Source organism: Nonomuraea sp. NPDC049607 (genome assembly GCF_040675375.1).
Classification (GTDB): Bacteria; Actinomycetota; Actinomycetes; order Streptosporangiales; family Streptosporangiaceae; genus Nonomuraea.
The window spans coordinates 1-13523 of record NZ_JBFAOV010000008.1; the positions used below are offsets into that span (position 1 = coordinate 1).

Here is a 13523-nt window from a genome sequence, read left to right on the forward strand (position 1 = left end):
ACCGATTTCATTCTGGTTGTTATTGTTTTACTCAGGTGTGATATTCCCATCACGTAGGGGCAGGGCGTCGCCGCCGAGGGACGTCGCCGCCACGTAGGGGCGGCGACGTGACCGCTGAAGAGGTGGTGTGGCTGCGGGTGTGGGAGGTGTCCGTGGATGGGTCGACTTCGGCGGTCGACGCGAGGAGTTTCGGATGCGACGGCCGCCTCATCCCCTCCGCGATGCCACTGCACCCATCCGTCTGGTCGTCGAGGGGGCGTACGAGCTGGTTCTCCAGACGCTCGCCAGTGGACGGCGCGGGCCCATGCGTGACGAACCGTTCAGGGCCGGGGACCCGCGTTCCCCTCGGCCGGCTCTACGGCAGGCGAAGGCGTTCGAGGTCGGGATCGGCCGTCCCCGGCACGACGGCGGTCAGCACTTCGGACGCCTTCCCTGACGTGACCGTCACCGCCTCCTCGGTGCGCAGGTAGCCGGAGGAGACGGTGGCCGTCCCCACCTCCATCCCCGTCGCGGGCCACTGCAGCAGCGTGACCCGCCAGTCGCCGTCGCCGAGCACCACGGCGCCCGCCCGCCGCTCGACCACCCGCAGCGCGGGGTCGAAGTGCCACAGGCTGCGCAGTGTCCCGGACGGCACCGAGTCGCGTACGGCCATCACGTCGTCGCCGTGCCCGACCAGGACGCGGCGGGTCCTGGTCACCCCGTAGGCGTCGTCGGCCAGCTCGAACACCTGACGTTCCGGGCCGAGGTCGGCGCTCAGCAGGTGGGTGTCCGTGCCGGGACGGAAGTCCCCGTCCGGGATCAGCACGTTGTGGGCCTGCGGGGTACGGGTCCAGGCGGCGTAGTCGGTCCGCTCGTAGGAGTGGAACCCGGCCTCGACCAGGATGCGGCGGCCCTGGGCGGAGTAGGTGACGCCGAGGTGGTCCTCGTGGCCGTGCAGGCGGCGGCCAGGGCCGAACCTGATCGAGTAGTGGGCCGAGCGCGGGTCGTCCCAGGCGGTCCGGCCGAAGACGTAGCCGGCGTCGAAGACCCGTACGAGGGGGCCGTCGTGGGGGAAGCCGGGGGCGCGGGTGCCGGCCGGGCTGTCGCCGATGGGGGTCAGGCAGCCGTCGGGCTGGGTGGCGTGCGCGACGTAGCTCTCCAGGGCGGTTCTGCGCTCGGTGAGGCGGGTGGGGGGCTGGGCGCCGCTCTCGCTGATGGCGCGCAGGGCCACGCCGAGGCGGCGGTGCACGTACAGGCCATAGCGGGGGGCCTGCTCGTGCAGGGCGCCCTGGGCGTCGACGGCCAGCTCGGCCGAGCCGGTCATCCTGCGTACGGCCAGCTCGCGCCACCTGGCGCGGCCAAGGCGGCAGGCGATGACCAACAGCCCGATGTCCTGGTCCAGGCCGTGGTTGTGGCCCGCGCGGTAGAACGCGGGGTCGGCCAGGATCTCGCCGTGCTCGGCCAGGCTCTCCCACAGCAGCGGCGTGCGTACGTGCTCGCTCAGGCAGACCAGCACGGGGGCGCGCAGCGCGACGGCGTGCTCGGCCCACGCCCACTCGCTCACCTCGCGCCCGCCGCGCGGGTTCCGGCTGATCCACTGCGCGGTCACGTCGGCGGCGCGCTCCAGGTACGACCGTTCGCCGGTGCGCTCGTACGCGGTGACCAGGCGGCCGGCCCAGCGCAGCGTGTGCAGGTTCAGCGACCAGGAGCGGTTGCCGTACGGGTCGGCGGTCCAGTCGATCTCCGTGCCGAGGTCGGCGGGCGGCAGGCCGGCGAACCTGACACGTCCGTCCATCACCTCCGCCACGTCTGCGGCGGGGAACTGGTCGCTCAGGCAGATGGCCCTGCCGGTGGTCGTGCGGGCACGCCAGAACACGTCGCGGCTCCTGTTTTCGGGCGCGCCGAACTCGCCGCGTGGCGGGTCACGCACCTGTCGAGGGTGGGATCAGTGCAGGTCGGGGGCCTGGTCGGTCCAGCCCGCCGTGAGGACGATCTGCGAGCCGCCCGTCCCGCCCGTGTCGGTGCCGGCGAGGACCTGGGAGGTGGCCGGATCGATGATCAACGTCCGCCGGACTCCGGCGGGGAGCGGATAGCTGAACGCCTCGCCGGAGCGTCCCCTGGGGTCGGCGCGGCGTCCCAGGTAGCGGACGTCGGGCAGGTCGGCGAGCGCCCGGTAGGCGGCGGCGCGGACGGCGGGCGGTGACGGCTTGCTCCACAGCAGGCCGCTGAGCGCGTCGGCCAGCAGGTCCGACGAGCCGGTGGGCAACATCGAGGCGACCCGTTCCCTGAGGGCTACGGGGTCGTCGGGCAGCTGCTGGATCTGCCGGAACGTCAGGTCGCGGCCCGCCATGCTGAACGGCGCCCGGCCGGTCACGGGCACGGCACGCCCCGCACAACTCTCCTCGGCGGCCGAACCCGAGGTGCAGGTCCACGCTTGGCCGGTGCTGGTGGCCCAGAGCTCGGTCAGGCGGTCGCCGTCGTGCAGCCGGCTGATGTGCCAGTAGGCGGCCTGCTGCCCGGAGGCCGCCGTACTGGCCGCCGCGAGCAGGATCGAGCGGCCCGGCGCGGCGGACGGCGTGCCCCGGACCAGCATGAGCGCCACGGCGAGTGCGGCGGCCGTGGCCAGGGACAGCGCCGACAGCCGGGCCAGGCGCCTGCGGCGGCGCGCGGCCGCCACTCGCCGCCACACCCTGGCCTGGGCGTAGGGTGCGGGCGCCGGATGCCCGTACAGGTCACGAACGGCCCCCAGGTCGTCGGGCGCGGGGGGCGGGGTGGGGGTGCGGAGGTGGGGGTCAGGCATGGGTGGCCTCCTCCAGGACGTGGGTGCCGAGCCGGCCGCGCAGCTTCCTGCGGGCGCGGCTGAGGCGCGACCCGACGGTTCCGTACGGGATGCCGAGCGCGGTGGCGATCTCGTCGTGGCTCAGCCCGGCGAGCGCGACGAGCAGCAGCACGTCGCGGTCGCGCCGGTCGAGCTCGGCCAGGGCGGCGGCCAGGTTCGGGCGCAGGCTCTGGGCGCTGACCCGCAGGGCGACGGCCTCCTCGTGGCCGGGCGCGTCGGCGTCGGGACCGAACCGGCCGAGTGCCCGCAGGGTGCGGGCCTCCAGTCTGCGCTGCTTGCCGATGAGGTTCGTGGCGATGCCGTAGAGCCAGGCGCGTACGCCCGCCCGCGACGGGTCGTAGTGAGCGCGCTTGCGGAAGGCCGTCAGGAAGGTCTCGGCGACGATGTCCTCGGCGTGGTCGGGGCCGAGCCGCTGGGCGACGTAGGCGTGGATCTCGCCGAAGTACTGGTCGAACACCTCCTCGAAGCGCTCGTCGAGCGTGCGCTCGCCGGGTGCGCGGGCGGCCCACGGCACCGCCGTCGCGATGGTCTCCCCCGTCATGTCCAGCCTCCGTGCGTCAAGTGGTTCATCTCTTATCACCCGACGCGCCGGATCACTTTCACGAAAGTTCGGCGAGGAAGCGGCGGATGTCCGCGATCTCGTCCTGGACCGGGCCCTCGGGCAGCTCGTCGAACGGCTGCACGCTCACCTGCGCCCCCTTCCTGGACCACACGCCCCTGACCATCCCGCCGGCCAGCACGACCGGCCGCAGGACGCCGCCGCCGGGGAACACCTTCGCGGCGTGCTCGGGGGCCAGGACGCCGTCCCTGCCGCGCCAGCCCATCAGGTACTCGTCGAAGGCGGGCGCGAGGCGCAGCACGGGCTCGCCCGGCTCGGGCGGGTCCTGGGCGGCGCTCGTACGCCAGGCCGTGCGGGCCTCGCCGAGCGGCAGGCCCGACCAGGCGGCCAGGTCCTCGGGGGTCGCCGGGTGGTGGGCGCGCCGGTAGCGCACCGCCAGCTCCTTCAGCGCCTTCCCGCGGTCGGACTCGGGGACGACGGGCGCGCCGAGCCAGTCGCCCGCGTGCACGTACGTCGGCTTGCCCGCCCGGGACGGGCCGAGCACGGCCAGGCCATGATGGGCGGCCAGGGCCATCAGGTGCACGACGCCCTGGCCTCGGGCCCGTCCGGCGAGGCGCTCCTCAAGCTGGGCCTTGGTCAGCGGGCCCTGGCCGGCGAGGGCCCCCTCGGCGAGCGGGAGCAGGTCGTCGCCCGTGACGCCCTCCTGGCGCAGGCGGCGCAGGGCACTGGTGTCGCTGCTGGTGAGGGTGTGGATCCAGGGGAGGTCGTCGGCGTGCACGAAGTGCAGCGTGCCGCGCGGGCCCCACGTCCTGACGATCTCGCGGGCCTGCCAGGCGTCCTCGACGGCGGACGGCGTGAGGGTGGCCGAGCGGGCGCGGAAGGCCAGCAGGGCGGAGGGCACGTCCTGGGCCTGGATCGCGGTCAGGTGCCTGACGACGTCGGCCGCGGCGAGGCCGGGCGGGCGGTGCAGGAGCTGGGCCTCGGCGCTTCTCATGGTCTGGATCATCGCAGGAGGAGGCGGTCGCGCAGGCGGGCGGGGAGGGGGGTGCGCGACCGGGCGGCGCGGCGGACGGCGTCGCTGTGGTCCCATGCGCGGGCGGCGTCGGCGTCGGTGACGTCGTCGGGGGCGTACCGGACGAAGTTTGAAATTTCGGCCAACGGCCCGAGATGGGGGGTGATGTCGGGTGATTGGCCGGTCAGGACGTCCTCGGCGGTCAGCGTCCGCCTGCCGCCCAGCCGCAGGTCGTCGCAGGTCTGCCGCCAGGCGCCGAGCACGCGTTCACCGGGCGCTCCACCGCTCCGCCTGGACCGCCTGCGCCACCAGGGCAGCACGGCGGCCGTCACCGCGTACGCCACCAGCAGGCCCCCGCCCACGGCGGCGCCGAGCACCCAGGGGGACGGCCCGCCGCCGGGCCGGACGTCCTCACTGCGAGCCTTCGGCCGCGACGTGCCGGACCGGTCGCCGTCCCCACGCGTGAACTCGCCTTCCAGCTGCTCGCTCTCCTCGATCGCCGAGGAGACGACGTCATGATCGTCCTTGGCGCCGCTGCGGCCCGGCGTGGGGTAGAACGGCCGCCAGCCCAGCTTCTCGAACTTGATCTCCGCCCAGGCCATGACGTGCCCCGACTTGACGCGATAGATCCCCCCGGACGCCTGCCCCGGCCGGAAGCCCACCACCACCCGCGACGGCAGCCCGAGCGTCCTGGCCATGAGCGCGAACGTCGCCGCGAACTGCTCCGACGTGCCCCGGTGCGTGGTCCGCAGGAAGAACTCCAGGCCCTTGAGCGAGTGACCGGGCGGCGCGGTGACGTCGTAGGAGGCGCTGGTGCGGAGGTAGCTCTGCAACCGGTACGCCTGCTTGATCGGCGCGTCCGCCCCCTTGGTCGCCTCCTGCGCGAGCTCGCGGAACAGCGCCTCCTGCGGACCCGCCGGGAACGCGGTCAGCTCGGGGTCGTCGTGCGCCGGGGTGGCCGCCAGCAGGTCCGCCTTGGACGGCTGCGGCACCTTCGAGGTCACCTCGTAGGTGAAGCCCTTGCCGGGGCTCGGGCCCGTCCCCGGGGCGGGGTCGGCCAGCAGGGCGCCGCTCCGCAGGTCGGTGGCCAGCCCGCGTACCCCGGTGACCTCGACCGGCCGTTCGGCGGCGGGCAGCCACGTCCCCGGCAGCCCGGCGAAGGTCACCCGCTGGCGTACGAGCCGCGCGGCCCCCGTCCACTCGCCCTCGGGGATCCGGCCGCCCGTGGGCTGGAAGCGGGCCCCGGACGTCCAGCGCACGCCGTCGTAGCGGTCGAGCACGGCCAGCCGCCAGTTGAGCGGTTTGTCCGCCCTGACGGTGAACAGTTCCCTGTCGGGGATCTGCAGCCAGCCCGACACGCGGTCCAGCGGGCTGACGCTGTCCACCCGCCGGGGCGGCGGCAGGTCCGCGTCCTGCCTCGGGTCGTACGGCTGCGCCGCCACGGGCAGCAGCGGGCCCAGCACCAGGGCCAGGGCCGCCAGCGCGGCGGCGACCGGCAGGCCGCCGAGCAGCCAGAGCGGTGAGCGGTCGTCGCGGATCAGGGCGAGGGCCGCGACGAGCACGAACAGGGCGGCGGCGACCGGCAGGTTCGAGCCCTCGCCGTGCACGCCGAGCAGCAGCGCGGCGGCGTACACGGCCAGGGCGGGGACGGCGGCGGCGATCCTCGTGCGGGTACGGGTGAGGGTCTCGGCGCCGATGACGGCGGCTGCCCAGACGAGCGTGTGCACGAGGACGAGCAGGCGCGGCTCGGGCTGGGCGGGGAGCAGCGTGGTGAGCAGCGCCTGCCAGGCGTTGGCCACGTCGGCGAGCACGCCGGGGGCCAGGCCGTGGTAGAGCGGGATCGTCCCGGCGAACCAGGCGACGAGGTCGAGCGCGAGCGCCGGCCACAGGGGGCGTCGCGCGGTGAGCGCCGCCACCAAGGCCGGGGCGACGGCCGCGGGGACGACGGCGAGCAGCAGGTCGCCGCCGGGGAAGACCCGGTGAAACCCCCACCCGGCGACCCCGCAGACCGCGGCCACCACCCCAAGCCCGACACCCCCACGCCACCCCACCCCGGACGCGGAAGCAACGGACGCAGAAGCAACAGGCGCGGAGACGACAGGCGCGGGGGATTCGGGGGTTCTGGTTCGGTGTGCCCTCGGCGCGGGGTCCGGGGGTGTCATCGGGGGGCCCAGGCGAAGGGGAGGGTGGCGAGGTCGGTGAGGGGGATGACCGTGACGCCGGGCGCGGCCGCCGTACCCGGCCCGGTGTGGACGCAGATGACCCGGTCGAACCGCCGCCGGACGCCGGCCGCCCGTCCCACCTCGGCCGCGTCACCGGTGACCAGCACCAGCGACCCGCCCCCACGCGCCACCCGCATCGTCTCCGCCACGCCCGCCGGGCCGGGCCGGGCGAGGGCGAGCCGGTCGAGGATCGTGTCGGGATCGGCCTTGGCGTCGGTCGCGACCCCCTCTCCGGCCTGCACCCGCACCGGGAACCCCGCGAGGGCCGCCGCCACCGCCACGGACGCCGCCGCGTCCACCGCCAGTTCCGTCAGCTCCCGCGTGTCCAGGACGACGGTCGTGGTGGGCAGGCTTGCGTCGATGAGCTGGCGGACCATCAGCGTGCCGGTCCTGGCGCTGGAGCGCCAGTGGACGTGCCGCAGGTCGTCGCCCACGACGTACTCGCGCAGGGTGTGGAAGGTGACCGTGCCGCTGGGGGCGTTGTCGCTGGTGGGCCCCTCCAGGTGGTGGGCCTTGCCGGACGGCGGCACGGGCAGCGCGACGGTGCGCGGGCGGACGAGGAGGGTGACGGCGTCGCCGTACCGGCGCACCCGGCGCGTGAGGCCGAACGGGTCGGCCCGGACCAGCAGCAGCGGCCCGACCGGGATCTCCCCGCGCACGTCGGTGGGCAGCGGGTACGACACCGTGCGCGCGGCGTTCCTGGGCAGCCGCGGCAGGCCGATCAGGTGCTCCGACGCCCCGACGCGGTCCTGGACGCGCAGCCCCGACAGGCCGCGCCGGCCCCGGTTGACCACGTTCAGCACGGCGACCGCCGCCTCGCCCCGCGGCACCTTGAGCGGCGTCACCTCGCGCCGCACCTCCAGGTCGGGCGCGGGGGCCGTCCAGGCGAGCGCGGCGGCCAGCGCGAGCACGCCGCCGCTGGCGAGCACGACCGGCTCGGGGTAGCCCAGCGCGAACCCCGCCGCGTAGAGCGCCGCCGAGCCCGCGAGCGTGGCCCACCCGAGCGGGGTGAACAGGGCCGTGAGCCGCATCTACGCCGCCTGCGGCACCGGCGTCCCGGCGAGGATCTCGCCGAGCGCCGACGCTGCGCCGACCTCGCGCAGCTCGGCCTCGGGCGTCAGGATCAGCCGGTGGGCCAGCACCGGGACGGCCAGCGCCTTGACGTCCTCGGGCACCACGTAGTGCCGTCCGGCGGCGGCCGCCTTGACGCGGGCGGCGCGCAGCAGCGCGAGGCTGCCCCGCGGGCTCGCGCCCAGCCGCAGGTGCGGGCTGGTACGGGTGGCCCCGCACAGCCCGACGATGTAGTCATAGACGGGGTCGGCCACGTGGATGCGGGAGGCGAAGTCGATCATCCCGGCCACGTCCGTCGCCCGCGCCACCACCGGCAGCCGTTCGACCTGCGGCCCGGTCGGCCCGCCCTTGAGCACCTCGACCTCCGACACGTGGTCGGGGTACCCGACGGAGATCTTCATCAGGAACCGGTCGAGCTGGGCCTCGGGCAGCGGGTACGTGCCGTCCATGTCCACCGGGTTCTGCGTGGCCACCACCAGGAACGGCCGCGGTACCGGGTGCGGCTCGGCGTCCACCGTGACGCGGCGCTCCTCCATGACCTCCAGCAGGGCCGACTGGGTCTTGGGCGAGGCCCGGTTGATCTCGTCGGCGAGCACGATGTTGGCGAACACCGGCCCCTGGTGGAACTCGAACCTCTGGTGCGCCTGGTTGAAGATGGACACGCCGGTGATGTCGCTGGGCAGCAGGTCGGGGGTGAACTGGATGCGCCGCCACTCGGCGTCCACGCTGGCGGCGATCGAGCGGGCCAGGGTGGTCTTGCCGGTGCCGGGGACGTCCTCGATGAGCAGGTGGCCCTCGGCGAACAGGCAGATCAGGGCCAGTTCAATGGCCTCGTGCTTGCCGCGGATGACGCGTTCGATGTTGCCGGCCAGGAGCTGGAACCGCTGGGCGAACTGGCCCGCCATGGCGGCGGACTGTTGCGGCGGGGGTTGCTGCGGGTAGGCGTGGGCGGTCTGCTCGAACTGGTCCTGGTAGTTGTACTGGGTCAACCGAGTCCCCCTCCTCAGTCGGTGCACTCGAAGAGCGGTGGCGCCGGGAACGAGCCGCGGGGCGTGGTCATGAGCGTCTCGCTCAGGTAGGCCACACCACCGTTCCACTCGATCCTGTTCCAGACGACGCTGGTCTCCTTGCTCTCGTCCTCGGTCACGCTCTGGCCCTTGACCTGGCAGATGACGGTGATCGTGAGGTACTGCCCCTTGGGGATGCGGCCCGCCTCGCCGGTCTTCGTCGCGGCGGGGCGGACCAGCGTGTCCACCACGTTGTTGTTGGCGTTCTTGTACTGCTGCCTCGGATAGGCCAGGTCCACGTCGGCGGTGGCGACGTCGGGGCTCTCCCCGGCCGCGTTCGTGGCCTTGAGCCTGAAGGAGTACTTCGCGTTGTTCTTCAGCCCGTCCACGGTGAACGACGTGCCCTTGATCGCGTCGTTCGCGGCCCCGCCGCTGAGCTGGTACGTCACGTCCGGATCGCCGTTCTCGGGGGCGTTCCAGGTCAGTTCGGCGCCCCGGTTCCTGGGCTTGGCGGCGAAGTTCGACGGCGCGCCCGGCGCCACGCACGGCCTGGCCCCGGCGCTCTGCTCCGACTCCACCTCGCCGCCCTTCCAGTGGGCGACGACGACGAAGGTGTACTCCCGCGCGCAGTCCCCGCCGGTGAACTCGAACTGTAAGGGCCCGTCGCCGGGCACCGACTCCGGTTCCGGCCGTCCCTCGCCGGACGCCTTGAGCGTGTAGCGCTCGACCTCGCCGCCGGCGGACGGGCTGAAGGTGACGATCACCCGGCCGGGGCCCGACCGCGCGGTCACCGCGCCGGGCGCGCCGGGCGCGGTGCCGGTGGTGGGCGTCGGTGTGGACGTCGGGGTCGGGGTGGGGGCCGGCGTGGCCGTCCTGGCCGGGCGGCGGGGCCGTTCGGCGTCCTTCGTCCTGGTCGGGTCGGGTTCGCTGGTCTCGGGCGGGTCGTCCGGCGGCGGTGGGTCGGTGTTCGTGGGGTCGGGGCGCGGGGTCTGCTTGGGCTTGGGGGTGTTGGTCGGCCCCGGTACGTCGGAGTCGTCCTTGTCCACGTCGTGCTTGCGGCCCTCGGGGTCGATGACCACGGCCTTGTCGCCGTTCTCGTCGTTGGCCCAGAGCAGGCCGTCCTTGACGAACACGTCCACCGGGCCCGGCCGGTCCGCCACCTGGAGCGTGGTGGGCTGCCCGCCGGCGGCGCTGTCCCAGACGATCAGCGCGCCACGGCCCTTGTCCGGTACGTACACCTTCGCCCCCAGCACGTGCGGCACCCCGAGCCCCGCGGGGTCGTCGATCGCGAACTTGGTGCTGAGGACGGCGTTCGAGGAGGTGTCGATCACGACGAGCAGCCCCGAGTCGCCCGGCGTCAGCACCGGGACGAGCGGGCCCTCGGTCGTGGCCGGGGTGAGCACGCCGCCCTTGGCCGCCCGCGCGACCTCCTTGGGCAGGGTGATCTCGCCGACGCCGCCGTCCGAGCCGATGGTGACGGCGGTGGCGGCCCGCGTGTTGACCACGACGGGCAGGCCACCGGCGATGGTGACGGCCAGTTCCTCGCCCGGTTCGCCCACCTTGACGGGGGTCGCGGCGACGCCGCCGGACACCGGCACGACCTCGCCCCTGGCGGTCACCGGCACCCACAGCCGGCCGCCGCCGTCGATGCGGGCCGCGCCGAGCGGTCCCGGCAGCGTGATCGGCGCGCCCACGGCGTTCAGCGTGACCGGGTCGATGCGCTGGACGCGGCCCGCCGCCGGATCGACGGCGTACGCGGTGCCGCCGGAGACGGCGAGCTGCATCCCGGCCGCGCCGAGGTCACGGGTCTGCGTGACGGTGAGCTGGCTGGGCTCGACCCGGCTGACGAAGCCGGTGCCGTCGTCGACGAGCAGCACGTTCGTGCCGTCCTGGACGACGCGCAGCCGTTTGCCGGCCTTGTCGTCGAGGTAGCCGTCCACCTCGCCGGACAGGCCGTTGACGTGCACGACCTTGCCCCGGGCCGTGGTCCACAGCCACGCGCCGACGTCGGCCAGCTTGGGATTGGCGCTGGAGACGCCCACGCCGAACCACGCCGCCGCGGCCACCAGGACCACGGCCGCTCCCCCGGCTATCAAGGCCGTCGCCCGGTCACCTCGGAGCACACGGATGGACAACCGTCACTCACCCCGTATGTACGATCACAGAGAGTTTGCCCCGCTTTTACCGGGGATCACCCTAGCGGGCAGGAGTCCCATCTGCGCCCGTACCGACTGGTAGCCCGCGTCGGGTTCCGAGTCTGTCGGTGTGAAGCCGTACCTTAGTGCGCGTGTCCGAACAGCCCCTGACCCTCGACGCCGCCCTCTCCGAGGAGGCGGTCCTGTCGACCTACCGCCGCATGTTCGCCGCGCTGGCCCGTGACAGCGGCGCGGTGGTCGACGACCCCGCCCTGGTCGACATCGCCGAGACGCTGTTCGCGGCGTTCGCCGAGGCGGGCGAGGAGTGGCTGACGCACGAGCAGATGCGCTTCGCCTGCCGGGCCTACCCGAGCGACCAGTTCGACAACCGGCTGCGAGTGCTCAAGGGGCTCGGCGCGATCCGCGAGGTGTTCCCCAAGCCCAACCAGCTCCGCTACCGCGCCTCGTTCACCAGCGTGGTCGGCCTGATGTTCATCCGCCGCATGATGGACGACGGCGGCCAGTCCGAGATGCACCGCCTGCTCGCCCTGGAAGACCTCAACGTCGCCGACCCCCGCACCACGATGGAGGAGGCCCGGCAGAGCGCGGTCAACCTGGCCCGCGCGTTCCGCCTGTGGGCCCTGGAGCTGATCACGCTGACCACGGGCACGATCGAGGAGCTGCGCGAGCAGGCCCCCAAGCTGTGGGGCACCGAGGAGATCGCCCGGCGCGCCCAGGGCCTCCACGGCACGATCCTGACCCGCTGGCCCGAGCTCGACCGGGTCTGCACCGACCTGCGCGCGTCCATCTACTCCTACAGCGACGCCTCGCGCCGCGCCGCCGGCCGTCTGGCCGACTCGGCGGGCACCACCCGCAACCTGACGCTGCTGCCCACCGAGACGTGGCGCACGTTCTCCCAGACCGCCTCCAAGGAACGCCTGGCCTCGGTCCTCGACGGGTTCGTCTTCGACGCGCCCGCGCCGTGGCACGATCCGGCCGCCGTCGCGCGGGCGGTCGACGAGGCGCCGCGGCCGGCGCCCGTCCAGCCCACTCCCCCGCGTTCGGCGCTGCCCGACCCCGGGCCGGAGGGCTCGCTCGACTCCTCGCCCGGGGCCGCCGTCGAGCGCCTCACCCAGGTGGCCGAGTCGCTGCTCGGCACGGCCTCGCGGGTCGCGCTGGCCGACGTGATCGGCTCCGACTGGCCCTCGGCCCGCCGCCTGCTCGCCGACCTGACCACCGCCGACCTGCGCCCCGAGCTGCCCTACCGGCTGGCCTGGTCCGACGGCCTGACCGTCGATCCCGACGGCGAGCCCGCGTGGCTCTCCCACGGCTACCTGGAGCGCACCTCATGACGTCCACCGGTTCTTCCGCGGGCCAGGCGCTCGCCCACGCGCGGGCGCGCTCCGGCGGGCCGCTGCGGCTGGGGGCCGGGGTGCCCGCGCCCGCCGGGATGACCCGGCTGACCCGTCCCGACTCCACCGGGCACGCGCTGCCGGTGTGGCCCGACGGGGTGACACCGTCGCTGCTGGAGGAGTACCAGGTCGCCGCCGTGCCGGTGGAGCGGGCCGGTGAGACGCGGCGGGTGCTGGCGGCCACGCTCAAGTGCTGCTGGAACGATCTTTCCGTCGATCCCTGGCCGGGCGATCCGGCGCCCGTCGAGCTGGTGCTCGACACGTACCGGGCGTTGATCGGGCGTACCGACGACCTGATGCGCAACTGGGCGCGGGGCGCGCTGCGGCGGCTGCACGACTCGGCGTGGATCGTCCTCGACGACGGGGTGGTGACGCTCGGGCCGCGCTGCGCGCTGTGGCCGGTGGAGTCGCACGCCCAGTTGCAGGAGCTGGTCCGCCGCCTGCCGGAGCCCGAGCGGCCGGAGCTCACCGTGGTGGCCGACGCCGACATCGTGGCCGCGGCGGTCCTGCCCCTGCCCGGCGCCGGTGGGCGGGCCGAGCCCGGCCTGGCGGAGTTCGACGACCTGCTGGGGGCCTACGACGAGCGGCGGCGGGCCGAGCTGGTGGCGGCGTTCATGGTGGTCGAGCACGCGGCCGATCCGGTCCCGGAGGGCCGATTCGCCGCGCTGCGCGATCCGGCGCTGCGCCACACGCTGGGCGAGATGCTGGCCCGCCGCGGCCGCGCCCTCATCCAGCTCCGCGAACGCTGGACCTCCGGCTACGACGACACCCACACGGCCGCCCTGGCCCGGCCCCAGGCCCCCGAGCCCCCGCCCGTCTCCCCGGCCGGAGATCCGCCCGCGCCCGAGGAAGAGGCCGAGAGGTCGGCGGATGCCGGGAGCGCGGGGCTCGGGGTCGGTGAGCGTGCGGTGCTGACGCTGGTGCTGGTGCACTCGGTCGCGATCCCCAGGGCCGAGGGCCTGCTGCCGGAGGACTCGTGGCTGTCGCCGCACCCCACCCCGGTCGACGAGCTGCGCCGCCACACCCAGGTCCCGATCGGCGAGCTGGAGTCGGCGCTGCGCACGTTGCGGCACGCCGGCCTGCTGGCCCAGGTGAAGGCCGGCGAGGAGGCGGGCGGCTACGTCCCGGGGCCGCAGTTCCACCGGCTCACGCCGGCGGCCAGGCGGCGGTTGCAGGAGGAGCTGATCCTGGCCGCCGGCCCGCACACGCCGCTCGCGGCGGCCGTACGCGCCCGCAGGTCGGCGCAGTGAACGTCATGACAGATGGAAGGGTTACGGGGGTTCGGGT

General features: G+C 74.4%; 10 protein-coding genes. 2 read left to right on the forward strand and 8 right to left on the reverse strand.

The window, feature by feature from the left end; all coding sequences use genetic code 11:
* Positions 1 to 355: 355 nt before the first annotated feature.
* The 8 genes from AB0J97_RS17590 to AB0J97_RS17625 all read right to left on the reverse strand — a co-directional run bounded on the left by AB0J97_RS17590 (position 356) and on the right by AB0J97_RS17625 (position 10764).
* Positions 356 to 1909, reverse strand: a complete 1554-nt coding sequence (locus AB0J97_RS17590) for a heparinase II/III family protein (RefSeq protein ID WP_364089571.1) — start codon at positions 1907 to 1909, stop codon at positions 356 to 358.
* A 15-nt stretch (positions 1910 to 1924) separates the two neighbouring features.
* Positions 1925 to 2779, reverse strand: a complete 855-nt coding sequence (locus tag AB0J97_RS17595) for a hypothetical protein (protein ID WP_364089574.1) — start codon at positions 2777 to 2779, stop codon at positions 1925 to 1927.
* Positions 2772 to 3359 (reverse strand): RNA polymerase sigma factor, encoded by a 588-nt coding sequence (locus AB0J97_RS17600; RefSeq protein WP_364089577.1) that lies wholly within the window; start codon positions 3357 to 3359, stop codon positions 2772 to 2774. Before AB0J97_RS17600 ends, AB0J97_RS17595 begins: the two co-directional genes overlap by 8 nt.
* A gap of 58 nt (positions 3360 to 3417) precedes the next feature.
* Positions 3418 to 4371 carry a winged helix DNA-binding domain-containing protein gene (locus AB0J97_RS17605; RefSeq protein ID WP_364089580.1) on the reverse strand — a complete coding sequence of 318 codons (954 nt, stop codon included), beginning with the start codon at positions 4369 to 4371 and terminating at the stop codon, positions 3418 to 3420.
* Positions 4372 to 4379: 8 nt separating this feature from the next.
* Complete coding sequence (locus tag AB0J97_RS17610; RefSeq protein WP_364089583.1) at positions 4380 to 6410, reverse strand: transglutaminaseTgpA domain-containing protein; 2031 nt, start codon at positions 6408 to 6410, stop codon at positions 4380 to 4382.
* A gap of 137 nt (positions 6411 to 6547) precedes the next feature.
* Positions 6548 to 7642, reverse strand: a complete 1095-nt coding sequence (locus AB0J97_RS17615) for a DUF58 domain-containing protein (protein ID WP_364089586.1) — start codon at positions 7640 to 7642, stop codon at positions 6548 to 6550.
* Positions 7643 to 8671, reverse strand: a complete 1029-nt coding sequence (locus AB0J97_RS17620) for a MoxR family ATPase (protein ID WP_364089589.1) — start codon at positions 8669 to 8671, stop codon at positions 7643 to 7645.
* Between the two features lie 14 nt (positions 8672 to 8685).
* Positions 8686 to 10764: a hypothetical protein gene (locus tag AB0J97_RS17625; protein ID WP_364089592.1), complete on the reverse strand. Its 2079-nt coding sequence runs from the start codon at positions 10762 to 10764 to the stop codon at positions 8686 to 8688.
* A gap of 212 nt (positions 10765 to 10976) precedes the next feature.
* Here AB0J97_RS17625 and AB0J97_RS17630 point away from each other — a divergent pair, with 212 nt between their 5' ends.
* Positions 10977 to 12176: a hypothetical protein gene (locus AB0J97_RS17630; RefSeq protein WP_357701208.1), complete on the forward strand. Its 1200-nt coding sequence runs from the start codon at positions 10977 to 10979 to the stop codon at positions 12174 to 12176.
* Positions 12173 to 13486, forward strand: a complete 1314-nt coding sequence (locus AB0J97_RS17635; protein WP_364089596.1) for a hypothetical protein — start codon at positions 12173 to 12175, stop codon at positions 13484 to 13486. The genes AB0J97_RS17630 and AB0J97_RS17635 overlap by 4 nt, the downstream gene beginning before the upstream one ends.
* Positions 13487 to 13523: the final 37 nt, after the last annotated feature.

Bases quoted from the DNA above. Each gene is read 5' to 3' on its own strand.
- AB0J97_RS17595 (WP_364089574.1), bottom strand. From the start codon at position 2,779: ATGCCTGACCCCCACCTCCGCACCCCCACCCCGCCCCCCGCGCCCGAC.
- AB0J97_RS17600 (WP_364089577.1), bottom strand. From the start codon at position 3,359: ATGACGGGGGAGACCATCGCGACGGCGGTGCCGTGGGCCGCCCGCGCA.
- AB0J97_RS17605 (WP_364089580.1), bottom strand. From the start codon at position 4,371: ATGAGAAGCGCCGAGGCCCAGCTCCTGCACCGCCCGCCCGGCCTCGCC.
- AB0J97_RS17615 (WP_364089586.1), bottom strand. From the start codon at position 7,642: ATGCGGCTCACGGCCCTGTTCACCCCGCTCGGGTGGGCCACGCTCGCG.
- AB0J97_RS17635 (WP_364089596.1), top strand. From the start codon at position 12,173: ATGACGTCCACCGGTTCTTCCGCGGGCCAGGCGCTCGCCCACGCGCGG.